Here is a 15,996-nt window from a genome sequence, read left to right as displayed (position 1 = left end):
CCCCCGCCGAGCACGTAGCGTGCTGGTTCGCGCAGGGTTGCGCTGCAGTTGACCAGCTGCGATCGAGGACGGCAGAGCGGGTTGAGGGAGTGCTGGGGGACGACGCGGAGCTGACTGCCGCGGTGCTCGCGGCACAGGACGGGGACGAGGACGCCTTCCGTGCTGTGTACCGCGCGGTGCAGCCACGGTTGTTGGGCTACATACGGACGCTGGTCGGGGAGCCGGACGCCGAGGACGTGGCGTCCGAGGCGTGGCTGCAGATAGCGCGCGACCTCGGCCGGTTCAGCGGTGACGCCGACCGGTTCCGGGGCTGGGCCGCCCGGATCGCGCGCAACCGCTCGCTGGACCATCTGCGGATGCGCAGCCGCCGCCCCGCGATCGGCGGCGACGAGACCGAGCTGACCGCGCGGGCCGCCGAGTCCGACACCGCGGGCGACGCCATCGAGGCGCTGGACACGGACCGCACCATGTCCCTCATCGCCCAGTTGCCGCAGGACCAGGCCGAGGCCGTCGTGCTCCGGGTGGTCGTCGGGCTCGACGCGAAGAGCGCGGCGCAGACCCTCGGCAAGCGGCCCGGAGCCGTACGCACCGCCGCCCACCGGGGCCTCAAGCGGCTGGCCGAACTCCTCGACGCGGAGTATCCCGGGGCGAACCGGACGGATGGCGCCTCCGTGGACGGCACCCCAGACCCGGCGCAGGGTGCCGACGACGGTGCGGGTCAGGGGGCGGCCGGTGGCGCCGGACTCGGCGCCGTACCCGCGCAGCGCCCCGGGCGGGGCGGTCCGGTGGCGCCCGCCGGGGTCACTCCCGGTGTGACGCATTCGCGACCGTGGACGCAGAAGGACATGTGATGGCCGACGAGCACTACGAGTGGCTTGACAAGGACGCGGCGGAGAGACTGCTCCGCGGTGAACCGGTCGTCCCCGTCGGCGACGAGGCCCGCACCGACGCCTTCCGGCTCGCCGAAGCACTCGGCGCGGCCCGCGCGGGGTCCCGGTCCCCGGCAGACGGACTTCCCGGCGAGGACGCGGTCCTCGCCGCGTTCCGGCAGGCCGGACACGGCAACGGCGTGGACCGGCTCGCCGGCCCCTCCGCCGCCGTCCCCGGCCGGCCCGGTGTGCTGCGCGCCGTCCACATCGGCTCCGCCCCCGACGCCCCGGCCCGCCGCCCGCGCTGGAGGCGGCCGGTCCATTTCGGCCTGGTCGCCTCGCTCGCGGGCTGTGCGCTCGGCGGGGTAGCGGTGGCCGCCGGCACCGGCGTGTTCACGGGAACGTTCGGCGGACAGAGTTCGCCCGCTCCGGCCACCTCCGTGTCGGCCGCAGCGACCCCGGGGCCGCTGATCTCCGGCGGGGACGCGGACGACCCGTCGTCCCCGGCGCACCCGCCCCCGCCCGACGCGTCGGAGAAGCCCTCCCCGCCCGCGACCCTGGAGTCCGACGGGCCCGAGCACCCCGACGGCGCGCGAACCGGCGACACCGGCCGGGAGCCCGACGAGGACCGCCCGGGCAGCCCGGACAAGCCGGGCGGCGACGGCCGCGAGGAGACGGCCGGGGGCGGCGCGGACCAGGAGGAGAAGCCCGGCGGCCCCGGCGACGACGCGGAGTCCGGGAACTGGCACGAGCAGTCCGCCAAGGCCTGCAAGGCCTTCCGCGACGGCAGCCTGGATGACCGGAGCAGGCGGCAGCTGATCCGGCTCGCGAAGGGCGAGAAGAACCTGGAGCGCTTCTGCGACCGCCTCCTCGACGAGAGCGGCGGGAGTGGCGGTAGTGGCGGGAGTGGTGGAAACGGCGGGAACGGCGGCTCCGGTGGCTCCGGCGGTTCCGGTGGTGGTGGGGACGACGAGGGTCAGAACGGGCCGGGCGACGGTGACGGCGGCGCGCTGCCGCCCGTCTCCTTCAACCCCGCACCGCGCTCCGGCGTGGCCCCGGAGACGGACACCGGGACGGACACCGGGACGGACACCGAGGCCCCGCCGCTCCCGAAGAGTTCCGGCGTGGCCTCCATGCTCGCCCGTTGACGACCTGAGCTGCCCCCCGTTGACGACCTGAAGCGGCCGACTGATTACCTGGACCGCCCGTCGGCGACCAGAACCTTCCATTGCTGCCCTGAACCGCTCGCTGCTGGCCCGAACCGCCCGCTGACCTGCGGTTCCCGGCGCCCCCGAGCGGCCCGGGCGGCCGGGTGTGACGTTTTTCGGAGGCCGGGCGCAGTACAGAGTGAGCCGACTGGTCATCGGCCGCGCAACGAGCCGGGGTTCCCCCCGTACCTTCGGCTCAGCGCATCGGCGCGGGCGGGACACGTTCCCCCGGTCCCGCCCGCGCCCTCTCCTCCTCCACGTGCCGCCCACGCCGGATCACCGGCAGGCAGCGGGCCATCCGTTCCGGATCACCAGGAGACGACGACCTTGTCGCCGTTCTTCACCTGGTCGAACAGGTCCGCGACCTTCTTCTTGTCCCGCACGTTGACGCAGCCGTGCGAGGCGCCGCCGTAGCCGTTGGCCGCGAAGTCGGCGGAGTAGTGGACCGCCTGGCCGCCGCTGAAGAACAGGGCGTACGGCATCGGGGTGTCGTAGAGCGTCGACACGTGGTCCCGGGACTTCCAGAACACCTCGAACACGCCCTCCCGGGTGGGCGTGTACTCCGAGCCGAAGCGCACGTCCATCGCGGAGACGACCTTGCCGTCGTTCATCCACGCCAGGGTCCGGCTCCTCTTGCTGATGCACAGGACCCGGCCCTTCAGGCACCGTTCGTCCGGCGCGGCCACCGGCCGCTCGGTCGGCGGCTCCAGCTCCGCGGCCGTCGGCACCCGGGTCATGGCCAGCAGCCGCTGCCAGGTGACCGCGTCGGTGCTTCCGGTGACCGGCAGCCGCCGCTTGGCCTGAAAGGACCGTACGGAGTCGGCGGTGACGGAGCCGTAGTAGCCGGTGGGATTGCGCCCGAAGTGGCCGATCTGGCGGAGCCGGGCCTGGAGTTCCCGCACCTGGTCGCTCTCGGACCCCGTACGCATCAGGACGCGCGGCGGCGGTGCGGAGCTCGGCTCCGGGGCCGGCCGAGCCCTCGTCGGGGCCGGGGCCGGGGCGGCGGTGGACGCCGACGGACTGGGTGCGGTGCGTGGCTTCGCGTCCTCGGTCGCGGGGGCGGGGGCCGTGAGGAAGGGGCTCGGGGTCGGCGCGGCCGCCTGCGTGGCCCGCGCCGGCGGCGGCACGTCCTGTGCCCCTTCGGCGCTCCCGGGCTCGCATCCTGTCGCGAGGGCCGCCAGCGCGACGAGGGAAGCGGCGGTGACGCGACGCCCCCGGGGCTTTCCGCCCGCACACCGCCCGGCGGCCGAGTCCGGCCCCGGACCCGGTCCGGTCATCGCTTCCGACGACCGCGTCCCGCCCGCCGTGTCGCTCGCTCCCCGGCCGTCCCACCCGTTGTTCGTGCCCGCCATGCTCGGTCCCCCTGGCTCACCGCCTGCCCGGCGCCTCCTGTACGGGATTCCCGTCCGGCCCGGTCACCGAATCCTCCGTCGGACCCCGGCCGCGCGTCCAGCCCCCCGAGAGGTCGCCCAGCGGATCATGGCCGGGTCCGGCGCGCACGGCGCCCGTCTCCCGGGCGGCGTCGGGCCGCCGATACCGCCTGGTGAAACCCTCTGGACGACACCCCGTACGGGCGTGCGAGACTCCGTCCATGCTGGGTGTCACCGATCTTCCGACCTATCTCGCCGGTCTGGCGCTGATCGTTCTTCTGCCGGGGCCGAACTCGCTGTACGTGCTCTCCGTCGCCGCCCGTCGGGGCGTGCGCACCGGCTATTCGGCCGCCGCGGGGGTCTGGACCGGGGACGCCATCCTGATGACGCTCTCCGCGCTCGGCGCCGCGTCCCTGCTCCAGACCACGCCCCTGCTCTTCGCGATCGTCAAGTACGCGGGCGCGGCCTATCTGACCTGGATGGCCATCGGGATGCTGCGGGCGGCCGTGTCGCTGTGGCGCGAGCGGCACCGGCGTACCGCCGAACTGGCGGAGACGGTGGACGCCGCCGGGACTTCCGGAGCGGCCGGGGCTTCCGGGACGGCCGGGGCGACGGCGCCCGTGGAGAGGCCCTACCGCCGGGCCTTGGTGGTCAGCCTGATCAACCCGAAGGCGATCCTGTTCCTGATCTCCTTCTTCGTCCAGTTCGTCGACCCGGGCTATGCCTACCCGGCGCTGTCGTTCCTGGTGCTCGGCACGCTGCTCCAGCTCGCCAGCTTCGCGTACCTCTCGGTGCTGATCTTCGGCGGCACCCGCCTGGCCGCCGCCTTCCGACGCCGTAAGCGACTGTCGGCGGGGGCCACTTCCGCGGCGGGTGTCCTGTTCCTCGGGTTCGCAGCCAAGCTCTCGTTCAGCAGCGTGTAGCTCCGGCCCTCAGCGGTGCCCTGCCTTTCGTGTCCGGCCTTCCCCGACGTCGTGCGCGTGCCCGGTCATTCCGCGGACGCGCAGAGTTCACCCGCTGTCGTGGCGGGCGTCACCCGATCCTCCCGCCGCCTCACTAGGTTGTCGGGACCATGATCGAAGGCGAGGGCACGCGTGCCGAAACTGTCCGTTGTCGTACCGCTCCACAATGTCGCGCCCTACGCTCCGACCACGCTGGGCAGCCTGGCCCGCAACGCGGACCCGGACATCGAGTTCCTGCTGGTCGATGACGCGTCCACCGACGGCACGCAGGACATCGTCGACCACTGGGCCGAGCGGCTGCCGCGCGCCCGGGTGATCAGACACGGTACGAACGTCGGCATCGCGGCCGCCCGCAACAGCGGCATCGACGCGGCCGAGGGCGACTACCTCACCTTCCTCGACGGCGACGACTGGTACGCCCCCGGCCATCTGGACCGGCTCGTGCGCGCCGCCCAGGACCTCGACTGCGACTTCGCCCGCACCGACCACGTCCAGTCCACCGGTACCACCCGCGTCGTGCGGCGCGCCCCCGCGCCCCTCCGGGACGCCCTGCTGGACCCCCGCGACGGGATCGGGGCGCCCGAGCGCGAGACCATGGTCGACTACCCGTTCGTCTGGGCCGGGATCTACCACCGGCGGCTCTTCGCCGACGGCGCCCAGCGCTTCGCCACCGAATTGCGCACCGCCGAGGACCGGCTGTGGATCTGGCAGCTCCATCTGCGCGCCCGCACCTACGCGGCGCTCGGGCTGTACGGCATCTTCTACCGGCGCGGGGTCACCACCTCCCTGACCCAGATCAAGGACGCCCGCCAGCTCGACTTCTTCCCCGCCTACGACACGCTGCTCGACCAGCTGCGCACGGACCGGGACGCGAAGACCCTGCTGCCCAAGGCCGTCCGCACCTACTGCGCGATGATCGCCTTCCACAACGAGAAGGCCGACGACTACGAGCCCGCCACCGCCCGGCGGCTGCGCTCCGAGTCGGCCGCCGCACTGCACCGGATGCCGCAGGACGTGCTCGACCGCACCCTGACGATGATCGACGACAAGCGCGGCACGCTCCTCAGCCGTCTGCGCACCAAGCAGAAGGCCGCCTGACCGATGCCCGGACCCACACCCGTACCCACGTCCGTACGTACGCCCCCGCGCACCCAGATCTTCCAGGTGTCCACCTTGTACGGGGTGGCCACCCTCGCCGCCGCGCTCGACGCCGGACAGTTCGGCCGGGCCACCGACAGCCACCGCATCCTGCTGGTTTCCAACAACGCGGCCGTCCCCGAAACGGCCCTGCGCCTGGAGGAGATGCGCGGTTACGGCTCCCTCGCCGCCCGCTTCGACGCCGTCGTCGACTGGAACGAGGCGATCAGCCCGCACCACCCCAGCGGCTGGGGCCCCCGCTCCGAGGAGACCGTCCTGTGGCAGCGGGCCTTCCGCCTGGCCTGGGACATCGCCCCCGACGCCCCCGTCGACCTGGCCGTCGAGTCCATCCAGGTCAACCCGGCCCGCGCGCTGGCCGCGATCTTCTCCGAGAGCGCCGTCCACGTCTACGCCGACGGCCTGATGAGCTACGGCCCCACCCGCAACCGGCTGCCCCAGTCCATCGCCTGCCGCATCCGGCGCGTCCTCCACCTCGACCTGGTCACCGGGCTGCGCCCGCTCCTCCTCGCCGAGGCCGGCGTCGAACCCGAACTCGTCCCCGACGACGCCTTCCGCGCCGTCCTCTCCGAGATCGCCGCCGCGGCCGACGGGGACAAGCAGCTCGCCGCCGCCGAGGCCGCCGCCCCCACCGCGATGCTTCTCGGCCAGTACCTCGCCGCCCTCACCATCCTCACCGCGGAGGAGGAAGAGGACCTGCACGTGCGGATGTTGCGCGGAGCGGCCCGCGCCGGGCACACCTCCATCCTCTTCAAGCCGCACCCCACCGCCCCGGCCAGTTACTCCCGCGCCCTGGACGAGGCCGCCGCCGAGGCCGGCGTACGGCTCACCACCCTGGACGGCCCGCTGCTCGCGGAGACGCTGTACGAGCGGTGCGCGCCCGCCCTGGTCGTGGGGTGCTTCTCCACCGCGATGTTCACCGCCGCCGCCTACTACGGCATCCCCGTCGCCCGCGTCGGCACCCGCCTGGTGCTCGACCGCATCACCCCGTACGAGAACAGCAACCGCGTCCCGCTGACGATCACCGACCACCTTGTGCCCGACCTGGACGCGCACGGTGCCGGAGCCGTCCCCCTGCTGCCGCGCACCGCGCCGGACACCCTCGCCCCGCTGGTACGGACCGTCGGCTACTGCATGCAGGCCAAGCTCAACCCCGGGCTGCGCCCCGACGCCGAGGCCTGGCTGCGGGAGCGGCTCGACCCCACGACCCAGCACTACTTCAAACGCCGCCGCCTCCAGAGCCTCACCCTGCCCGGCGGCGGCCCCCGGGGAGCGGCGGTCCGGCTGCGCCGCACCGTACGGCGCACCCGCAGCACCCTGGGCCTCTGACCCGGGGCCGGGGCGCGGACCCGGGTCGGCGTCCGACCCTCGGCCCGACCCTCGGCCCGACCCTCAGCCCGACTCACAGAACGGCGGAACGAGCATGGGCCAGACCCTCACCGGGCTGCTCACGTCAGTACGTGCCCTGGCGGGACGGCCGGGAACACCGGCCCAGGGGCGCCCCGGCGGCGGACCGGACCCGGCGCTCCTGGCCGCCCTGCGGCTCTGTGGGGACCACCTCGCCGCCCTCGCCGCCGCCGGTCCCCTCACCGACGTCCGGCGCACCCGGCTCATCGCGTCGATCGGCGCCCTGACCACCGCGTGCTCCACCCCGGGCGCCGACGCGTTCGACGCGCTGCTGCGGACCGGGCAGCAGGCGCTGGACAGCGGGGGTGAGGCCGAGGCCCGCCTCGCCCTGGCCCTCGCCGACGAGGCGACCGCCGTGCGCACCCGCTCCAAGGGCGCCTGGCGGCTGCGCGGCAGCGCCCTGGACGCGCTCGGCCGGGGCGAGGAGGCGATCACCGCGTACGAACGCCACCTCGCGCTCCAGCAGAACACCGCCGCCTCCCGCGACGTCGAACGCCGGATCGCCACCCTCCGCGCCGCCGGCGACCGCATCGACGAGGCGCTGACGCTGTTCCGGTCGGGGGCCCCCGACACGGAGGCGACCGGCGCGGTTACGGAGGCGACCTGCGCGGACACGGAGGCGTCCGGCGCGGACACGGAGGCTTCCCGCGCCGCCGTCCGCCTGTCGCGCCACCTGCCCGCCGCCGAGGCCCGCGCCGCCTTCACCGACCTCGTCCGGCTCCGGACCGCCGAACACGGGGCCGGGGACCCGGCGGTGCGCCGGCTCGCCGCGCTCTACTCCGAGCACCGCCGGCTCTCGGATCGCGACCCGATGGGCGACCCGCTGCTGGGCGGGGCCGAGCCCATCGGCGTACCCGGGCTGCGCCGGCTCGTCGCGGGCCGCACGGTGTGCCTGGTCGCCGACACCCCGCGCACCGCCGAGCAGGAGCGGCGGCCCGGCAGCCCGCTGGCCGCGCTGATCGAGGGCTACGACCTCGTCGTGCGCTGCGACGAGCCGCGCCACACCGCCCCCGCCGCCCGCACCGATCTGCACGCCTGCACCCTGCGCGGCGACAGCCCGTGGAAGGGCCCCCGCTGGGACCGGCGGGCGGGCGCCCGGCTCGTCTTCGGCGACCCGCTCCCGCACTGGCGGCTCGCCCTGCGCAGCCGGCTCGTCCCCGGCGCCCAGGATCGTGTCGGCGACGCCACGCTGCGCCGCCCGCTGCACGACCCGGCGCTGCTCGGCGAGGAGCCCGGCGGCGCGGGACCCGCGAGCACCGCGTACACCGTGCTGCGACTCCTCTACTTCCTGGGCACCCCCGCCCGGGTGGACCTCATCGGGTTCGAAGGGCCGGCCGTCCTGTCCCCGCGCGAACGGGAATGGGTCACGACACGGACCGCGAGCACGGACGACACCGCGGTGAGGATCACCCTGCGATGACACACCCCGACCCCGCGACGACGCCCGGCTCCACGCCCGCCGCGACGACCGATTCCACGAGGGCGGCCGAACCCGCCTCCGCGACTGCCACGACCGCCTCCGCCGACGACCGCCGCGCCGTCACCGGAAAGCGCCGGATCGCCTTCGCCGTGCACGTCGCCGGCGCGGACGACCTGCCCGGACTCCACACCCTCCTGCGCAGCCTCGCGCTGACCAACCCGGCGCTCTGCGAGGACCTCGTCGTGCTGCACCCCGGTCTGCCGGACACCGCCTTCGACGCCGCCCGCCGGCTGCACCCCCGGCTGCTCCCGCGCCCGGCCGCCGGACGCCACGACGTGTTCCGCGTCGACGGGTACGACACCGTGGTCGCCCTCACCCCCGCCATGGTCGTCCTCGGCCGGCTCGACGCCCTGCTGAGACTCCGTACGGGCGTGGCCGCCGTGCCGCGCCCCGAGCCCGACGGCCCCCCGGACCCGCGCGGCGGCGTCCCCGACGACGGGCTGCTGGTGATCCAGCGCCAGGACCTCGACCATGCCGTACCGCCCGCCGTCGCGCAGGACATCCCGGAGAGCCGCCTCGTACCCCTGGACTCCCGGTACGACTTCCGGGCACTGCGGCTCGGCGACGACCTGGCGGTCCCCGAAGGCGTCGTCGTCCTGAACTTCGCCGACGTGCCCACGTCGTGTACCGGTCCCGCCCACGCGGACCGGGCGCGCTTCGACCTGGACGACCAGGCGTTCCGCGCCGCCTACCTCGCCCTCCCCGGCACCGGACACCCCGACCTGCTGCTGCACCTCGCGCTCCCGTTCCCCTCCGGGCCCCGGCCGCCGATCGACCTGGTCCGGCAGCTCGCCGAGATCCACCGGGGGCGCGGCCACCACGACCGGGCCGTCGCCCTGCTGGGCGAGGCCGTCGCGGGCCGTCCCGACCTGCCGCGCTGCCACGAGACGCTCGGCGTCTGCCTGATGGCGCTGTCCCGGTACGAGGAGGCCGAGACACACCTGCTGCTGGCCACCGCCTCGCCGGACTTCGCCCCCCGCGCCTTCGGCCAACTGGCCCGGCTGGCCTGGCTGCTCGGCCGCACCGAGGACGCCCGGGGCTATGCGCTCGCGGGCCTGGAAACCGACCCGACCGACGCCAACTGCCGCGCCTGGTACGCCCGTACGTCCGAGCTGACCGCAGCCGAGCGAGAGCCCGTCAGCACCCGCCCGGGTGAACAGCTCGCCCATGTCGCCCTGTTCGCCGACGGCGAGGAGAACGCGGGCGACAAGGTGCTGCCCGAGGCGGTCCGCAGCTGTTTCACCGCCGACACCGGCCCGGACCGCTGGCACCAGCAGCACGCGCACCTGCTGGTCGACGAGGCCGCTCTCGAACGCCTCAACGCCCGGCGGGCGGTGATCGTCGGTGGCGGCGGGCTCTTCCTCCCCGACACCGCGCCCAACGGCAACAGCGGCTGGCAGTGGAACATCCCCGACGACGTCCTCGCCCGGATCACCGCCCCCCTGGCGGTCTTCGCCGTCGGCTACAACGTCTTCGACGGCCAGCGCTACCGCCGCGAGCGGTTCGCGGCCTCTCTGCGGGCCCTGGTCGAGCGGTCCGCGTTCTTCGGGCTGCGCAACCACGGCTCCGTCGCCCGGGTCAGGGAACTGCTGCCCGAGTCGCTGCGCGAGAAGGTGCGCTACCAGCCCTGCCCCACCACGGTCGCCCGCCACCTGGACCCGCGCCTCGCCGAACCGGCGGAGCGCGAGGACACCGTGCTCGTCAACTGCGCCTACGACCGGGCCGGGCTCCGCTTCGGCCACGACTACAGCCACTTCCTCGCGGAGATGGCCGCCGCGATCCGGGCCGTGTCCGCGTCGGCGGAGGTCCGTTACGCCGCGCACATGCCCGCCGACGAACGCTTCGTCGACGACCTGCGCCGGGAGCACGGCCTCACGCTCCCCGTGGACCCCCTGTACCTGCTCTCCAACGACGCCATTCGGGACCTCTACCGGCGCACCCGGCTGGTGATCGGGATGCGGGGGCACGCCGGGATGATCCCCTTCGGCTGCGGCACCCCCGTCATCAGCCTGGTCTCGCACCCCAAACTGGCGTACTTCCTGGCCGACATCGACCGGCCCGACTGGGGCGTCTCCGTCCACGAGCGCGCCCTCGGCGCCCGGCTCGCGGAACGGGCCCGCGCGGTGCTGGCCGACCACCCGGCGGCGGTGGCCGACGTCCACGACCGGCAGGGCCTGCTCTGGTCGGTGACCCGGGACAACCTCGCCCGGCTGCGTGAACTCACCGGCCTGCCCGACCCGTTGGGGGAGCCGGCAGCCCCGCCCGGCCTGCCCGCGCCCAGGTCCGCCGCCGGCCGGGACCACGTCACCCGCCCCCGGGGCCGGGCGTGACGCCCGGCCCCGGCCCGTCCGTATCCACGCTGTGCACCCCGTTCACCCCCGGCCCGTCCGTATCCACGCTGTGCACCCCGTCCACCCCCTGAGGACCATGTCGACCACACCCCCCGCCCCCGCCCCGGCGCCGACGGTCCCGGAGACGCCCCGTCCCGTCCGCGAGCACCGCTACGACATCGACCTGATCCGGCTGCTCTGCTCGCTCGGCGTGATCGGCCTCCACGCCGGGTCCGCCTTCGTGAACGCCGTGGGCCGGACGGCCTCGCAGGGGCCCGGCACCTACTGGGCCGGGCTGACCGCCGACTCCGTCGGCCGCTTCGCCGTGCCGCTCTTCTTCGCCATCGCCGGCTGGGTGGTCCTGGTCGGGGCCCCGCCGAAGGACGGCGCACGGCTGCGGCGTCGGATCGTGCGGATCGTGGTGCCCCTCGCCGTCTGGACGGCGCTCTACCTCGCCTGGGGCAGGCTGCGCGGAACCAACGACGCCCCGGTGGGCGAGCTGGCGCTGGACTCCGTGTTCGCCTCGGTCCGCCCCGCCTACCACCTCTGGTACCTCTACGCCTACCTCCCCGTGATCATGGTCCTGGGGCTGGTCGTGCTGGTCAGGTCGGGCAAGCAGCCGTGGGGCCTCGGCGCGGTGCTGCTGGTCCTGGCGTCCGCCCCGTCGCTCTTCGGCGATCTGGCCGAGGCCACCGGCCGCGAACTGCCCCGCTTCGGCTGGGCGTTCGGGCCGTACCAGCTGATCTACGCGGTGCTCGGGGCGCTGCTGCTCGCCGCCCCGGCCGGCACGTTCGGCCGGCGGCGGTTCCCCTGGCTGCTGCTCGCGGCGGCCGGACTGGCCGGGGTGATCGCGTACCAGCACGAGGTGCACTACGCGATCCCGTACGCACACGTCCTGGTGGCCCTGTTCAGCTGCGGCGTCCTGATCTCCCTGCACGGCCTGCGCGTCCCGGAGCGGCTGCGCCCCACCCTGACCCGGCTGGCCGACGCGTCGTTCGGGGCCTACCTGGTGCACGTGCTCGTCCTGGGCGTCCTCACCGACGCCTTCGTCCGGGCGGACCTGGGCGGCCCGGCCGCCGCCGCGCTCGTGGTCGGGATCACGGTGGCCACGACGGCCCTGTCGTTCGGCGCGGCCATGCTGTGGGGCCGGGCGGGCGCGAGCAAGGTGCTGGGCTGACCCTCCCGCGCACCGGGACGCGCGGGGCGCGCGACCCGCGCACCCCTGCCCGCCCGGAAGCTCCTCAGCCCCGGCCGCTCCGCAACGCCCTGGCCCGCCGGGCCACCCGTCGCAGGGCCGGACTGCTCCGCAGGAACGCCAGCCGGGCCGGGACCACTCCGGGGAGCGCAAGCGAGGCCAGGCGGCGGCGCTTGAAGTAGCGCCAGGTGCGGTCGTCCAGGTGCGTGGACAGGTAGCGCTCGGCCGCCGGGCGCAGATCGGGGCGGACCTTCGGCCGCATCGCGAAGCCGACGGCCGCGAGCAGACCGTCCAACTCCGCACCGGTGTACGGCGTCTCCGCTCCGGGGTAAGGCGTCTGCGCACCGGTGTACGGCACCTCCGCACCGATGGAAGGCGTCTGCGCGGCGACCGCCTCCGCGTCACCGAGCCCCGGCAGCAGGGCGTCGGCGAGCGTCGCCGGTATCCGCTCGGCGTTCTCGTACGGGCTCAGCCGCTCCAGGAGCAGCCCCGTGCCGACGGCCGCCACCGGGAGGCCGTGGAACCGGGCCGCCCCGAACAGGGCGGCCGAGGTGCAGCCGACGACCAGCGCGGGCCGCAGCCGGTGCAGCAGCACATCGGCCACGACGGGCCGCGCGGTGTCCAGCACGGTCAGCTCGACGCCCAGCCGGTCCGCCTCGGCGCGCAGCGCCGCCGGGTCCTCCCACGGCGCGTACGGGTCCGGCGCGAACACCAGCCGGCGGTGGCCGAGGGCCGCGGCCCCGCGCACCATCTCCAGCCGGAGCTCCGCCTCCTCGGCAGCCGGGAGCAGCCCGGCCCCCGAGAGATCCTGCCCGAGCAGCAGCGCGGGCGCCTCGACGGCGGGCAACTTCACCTCGGAGTCGGCCAGTTCACCGACGACCTTGGTGATCGCCTCGGCCGGCACGGTCCGCTGCTCCACCCCGTACTCGCCCAGCAACAACAGGCGCGCCCCGGGAACCAGGTCCGGATGGAGCAACCGCCGCACCCGGACCCCGGTCAGCGGGGGGATCTTCTCCCCGGTCGGGCCGTAGCCGCCGGGACCCTCCGCGTACACATCGACGGGGACACCGGCGAAGAGCTGGGTGAGGGCGCGGGCGGGACCGGCGTGCGGGGAGTCCACGACGAGCTCCAGCTCCTCGTCGCCGAGACCCCAGGCGCGCCGGAAGTGACGCTCCCACAGCGGGGCGTCGTCGGCCCGGGGCAGCCAGCCGTCCGGGTGGAAGGGGAAGATCGCGTCGTTCCAGGAGAGAACTTCGTCGAACCGGGCGCGCAGCCGCTCGAAACCGGCGGTCTCCGAGACATCGGCGACGGCCTCCGGGGCCGGCCCCGTCCGGGACAGCAGCAGGATCCGGCGGTCGGGCTCGGTGAAGCAGCCCGCGTCGATCGCCGCGGCGAGCAGCACCGTCGCGGCGGGCGAGGAGGCGTGGAAGATCCGGATGGTCATGCGGCCGAGGCCCCCTTCGCGGCGGCCGGGCGGCGGCGCAGCCTGCGCACCCGGGTCGCTCGTGTCACGTCCATGGCGTCGAGAGCCTCGTCCAGCAGCCGCTGTGGCAGGCGTCCCAGGGCCGCCGTTCCGCGCGACTTCAGTTCGCGGGCCACGGCCGGTTCGAATTTATCCAGGGAGCCCAGATGGTGGGCGATGACCGCGCAATACGTGCGTACGGCCTTCGGCAGCAGAGCGTCCGCGTCACGGTCGGCGGCCGTCTCGGCGATCACCTGGTCGAAAGCGGGCAGGAAATCGAGTTGGCGCACATCGCCGATCTGGGTCAGCGACGTGGCCACCCCGCGCCGGTAGAAATGGCTGAGCAGGCCCAGGGCGGCGAAGGATTCCGCCTCCCGGTGCAGCCGCCAGATCCACGGCCGGTCCTCGGCCGTGCGCAGCCCGTCGGTGAAGTGCAGCAACCCCCGGTCCAGCAGCCGCCGGTGGTAGAGGCCCGCCCAGGCGAACGCGTAATCCACCGACGTGGTGCGGTGGGCGGGCAGGATCGCCGCTCGGGGGTCGCTCACGACCCCGTGCGGCCCGTGCGGCACCCGGCGTACGGTCCGCGACCTGCCGTTCACCTGGACGTGGTCGGTGCGCACGAAGTCGCAGCCCAGCGCCTCGGTCCGGGCCACCAGCCGCTCGTAGTGCCCGGGGGCCAGCCAGTCGTCGCCGTCCAGGAAGGCGATGTACTCGCCGCGGGCGGCCTCCAGACCGGTGTTGCGCGCGGTCGCCAGACCGCCGTTCACCTCGTGCCGCAGCACCACGGCCCCCGGGATCTCGTCGGCGGCCCGGTGCAGCAGCCGGGGTGTCCCGTCGGTCGAACAGTCGTCGACGAGAAGGAACTCGAAGTCCTCGCGGGCGTTGGCCCGCAGACTTCTGAGCGTGTCGGGCGCGTAGGCCTGCACGTTGAAGAACGGCACGATGACGGAGAGCTTAACCACGCGCATCACGTTAGGTGTGGCACCGGCTCTTTCCTTTTCCGCAATGCGCCCAGCAGGTGAACAACGCCCGTCCCTCAGGTGAACCGCCTTTTCCTGGACCGGAATTGAGGGCGATTTCGGGCCCGCCCCCAAGCGTCGGCTCGCTGTTAACCATCTGTTGCCATCACGTTGGGCCGCGCATCGAAATGCCTTCCTAACTTCTAGGACGTGCCCCCACGTACCAGCAATGAGGCCGAACCGGCCGAAACCCCCGCCGCGCCCCGACCGGCGCTGCGGGTCGCCGTCCTCGCCGACTCCGACACCCGGTGGAAATGGGGCGCGCTCACCGCGCGCCGCCTGACCGCCGGGGCGGACGGCCCGGACGCGCGCCCCGTCGAGGTCAGCGGGCTGCTGCTGCGCGGCCGGGCCACCCCGACGCCCCGCCAGCTCGCGGAGGTCGGCGAGGTCGGGATCGACGCCGGGCGGGTCCGCGAGGTCACCGCCGTCGAGTTCCTGCACACCGTGCGCGACGAGGGGTACGACCTCGTCGTCCTCGCCCTCGTCGGCGGCGGCGTCCAGGCCATGCTGCACGGCCTCGCCGCCCTCGGCCTGCCGCGCCGGCCCGTCGTCGTCACCGGATACGTGGGCGTCGTCTACGAGAAGCTCGCCGACGGGCTCCTGCTCCGCCACGGCGCGGACGTCGTCCTCGCCAACTCGGCCCACGACGCGGAGCGTTTCCGCGCCGTGTACGAGGGGGTGGGCGCCGACGCCTCGGCGGTCACGGAGGCAGCCCTGCCCTTCCTGGGCGGAGCCCCCTACCGCCCCGAAGAGGGCCGCGACACCGTGGTGTTCGCCGCCCAGCCCTCCGTGCCGGCCTCCCGCGCCGACCGTACGTACCTGCTGCGCCGGCTCGTCGAGCACGCCCGGCTGCACCCGCGCCGCGAGGTGCTGCTGAAGCTGCGCTCCAAGCCGGGCGAGCACACCACGCACATCGAGGAGCTGCCCTACCAGAAGCTCGCGCAGCGGCTGCCGGGCGGTCTGCCGCCCAACTTCCGCCTGGTGTACGGGCACATGGGCGAGGTGCTGGACCGCACCGACCTCCTGGTCACGGTCTCCTCGACGGCCGCGCTGGAGTCCCTGCACCGGCGCATCCCGACCGCGGTCCTCACCGACCTCGGTGTCCGCGAGACGCTCGGCAACCACCACTTCGTCGGCTCCGGGCTCCTCACCTCCTGGGACCGGCTCGACGGCGGAATCCGGCCCCGGCCCGACGGGGCGTGGCTGGCCGGCCAGGGCGTCGCCGCCGACGGCTCGTACGGCACCGCCTACGACACGGCCCGCGCCAAGGTCACCGCCCTCCTCGGCGCCGGAGAACTCCCGTCACTGGCCCCCTACTACACACCCGCCACCGCCCCCGGCTACCTCCCCGGCATTCTCGGCCGCCACCACCTGGCCCCCGACGGCACGCCCCTGCCCGGCGCGGCCGCACCGCAGGAGACCGGCCGGGTCCGGGGCGCGGTGCGCGAGACCGTCCGCAACGCGGCCCGGGGCGCCTACCGCCAGGGCGTCCAGCGCGTCGCCCCCGTGATCCGCCGGATGGGGGAGCTGTGACCACCA

12 protein-coding genes are annotated in these 15,996 nt (G+C 74.6%); 9 read left to right on the top strand and 3 right to left on the bottom strand.

Features of this window, described 5'->3' with window-relative positions; all coding sequences use genetic code 11:
- Nucleotides 1-89 precede the first annotated feature (89 nt).
- Both N7925_RS12610 and N7925_RS12605 read left to right on the top strand, forming a co-directional pair.
- The gene (locus N7925_RS12610) at nucleotides 90-851 is read left to right on the top strand and encodes an RNA polymerase sigma factor (protein WP_274343910.1); all 762 of its coding nucleotides are present in this window, start codon (nucleotides 90-92) and stop codon (nucleotides 849-851) included.
- Complete coding sequence (locus N7925_RS12605) at nucleotides 851-2,017, top strand: hypothetical protein (protein ID WP_274343909.1); 1,167 nt, start codon at nucleotides 851-853, stop codon at nucleotides 2,015-2,017. Before N7925_RS12610 ends, N7925_RS12605 begins: the two co-directional genes overlap by 1 nt.
- Nucleotides 2,018-2,385: 368 nt before the next feature.
- Here N7925_RS12605 and N7925_RS12600 read toward each other — a convergent pair whose 3' ends face one another.
- Nucleotides 2,386-3,429, bottom strand: a complete 1,044-nt coding sequence (locus N7925_RS12600) for a L,D-transpeptidase family protein (RefSeq protein WP_274343908.1) — start codon at nucleotides 3,427-3,429, stop codon at nucleotides 2,386-2,388.
- A gap of 239 nt (nucleotides 3,430-3,668) precedes the next feature.
- On the opposite strand from N7925_RS12600, the gene leuE reads away from it, so the two are divergent.
- The 6 genes from leuE to N7925_RS12570 all read left to right on the top strand — a co-directional run bounded on the left by leuE (nucleotide 3,669) and on the right by N7925_RS12570 (nucleotide 11,958).
- Complete coding sequence (gene leuE / locus N7925_RS12595; protein ID WP_274343907.1) at nucleotides 3,669-4,370, top strand: leucine efflux protein LeuE; 702 nt, start codon at nucleotides 3,669-3,671, stop codon at nucleotides 4,368-4,370.
- Nucleotides 4,371-4,541: 171 nt separating this feature from the next.
- Nucleotides 4,542-5,507, top strand: coding sequence for a glycosyltransferase family 2 protein (locus N7925_RS12590; RefSeq protein WP_265599748.1), 966 nt, complete (start codon nucleotides 4,542-4,544; stop codon nucleotides 5,505-5,507).
- A 3-nt stretch (nucleotides 5,508-5,510) separates the two neighbouring features.
- Nucleotides 5,511-6,893 (top strand): polysialyltransferase family glycosyltransferase, encoded by a 1,383-nt coding sequence (locus N7925_RS12585; RefSeq protein ID WP_274343906.1) that lies wholly within the window; start codon nucleotides 5,511-5,513, stop codon nucleotides 6,891-6,893.
- Nucleotides 6,894-6,987: 94 nt separating this feature from the next.
- Complete coding sequence (locus N7925_RS12580) at nucleotides 6,988-8,391, top strand: hypothetical protein (RefSeq protein WP_274343905.1); 1,404 nt, start codon at nucleotides 6,988-6,990, stop codon at nucleotides 8,389-8,391.
- Nucleotides 8,388-10,781 carry a CDC27 family protein gene (locus N7925_RS12575; protein WP_274343904.1) on the top strand — a complete coding sequence of 798 codons (2,394 nt, stop codon included), beginning with the start codon at nucleotides 8,388-8,390 and terminating at the stop codon, nucleotides 10,779-10,781. The genes N7925_RS12580 and N7925_RS12575 overlap by 4 nt, the downstream gene beginning before the upstream one ends.
- Before the next feature lie 97 nt (nucleotides 10,782-10,878).
- Complete coding sequence (locus N7925_RS12570) at nucleotides 10,879-11,958, top strand: acyltransferase (RefSeq protein ID WP_274343903.1); 1,080 nt, start codon at nucleotides 10,879-10,881, stop codon at nucleotides 11,956-11,958.
- A 64-nt stretch (nucleotides 11,959-12,022) separates the two neighbouring features.
- On the opposite strand, the gene N7925_RS12565 is transcribed toward N7925_RS12570, so the two are convergent.
- Together N7925_RS12565 and N7925_RS12560 are read right to left on the bottom strand one after the other, a co-directional pair.
- Nucleotides 12,023-13,420: a polysialyltransferase family glycosyltransferase gene (locus N7925_RS12565; RefSeq protein WP_274343902.1), complete on the bottom strand. Its 1,398-nt coding sequence runs from the start codon at nucleotides 13,418-13,420 to the stop codon at nucleotides 12,023-12,025.
- Entirely contained in the window at nucleotides 13,417-14,400 is a 984-nt protein-coding gene (locus N7925_RS12560) for a glycosyltransferase family 2 protein (RefSeq protein ID WP_274343901.1), read from the bottom strand. The genes N7925_RS12565 and N7925_RS12560 overlap by 4 nt, the downstream gene beginning before the upstream one ends.
- A gap of 207 nt (nucleotides 14,401-14,607) precedes the next feature.
- Here N7925_RS12560 and N7925_RS12555 point away from each other — a divergent pair, with 207 nt between their 5' ends.
- Nucleotides 14,608-15,990, top strand: coding sequence for a DUF6716 putative glycosyltransferase (locus N7925_RS12555; protein ID WP_274343900.1), 1,383 nt, complete (start codon nucleotides 14,608-14,610; stop codon nucleotides 15,988-15,990).
- Nucleotides 15,991-15,996: the final 6 nt, after the last annotated feature.

This window comes from Streptomyces sp. CA-278952, assembly GCF_028747205.1.
GTDB lineage: Bacteria > Actinomycetota > Actinomycetes > Streptomycetales > Streptomycetaceae > Streptomyces.
This window is presented reverse-complemented; position numbering and strand designations above follow the sequence as displayed.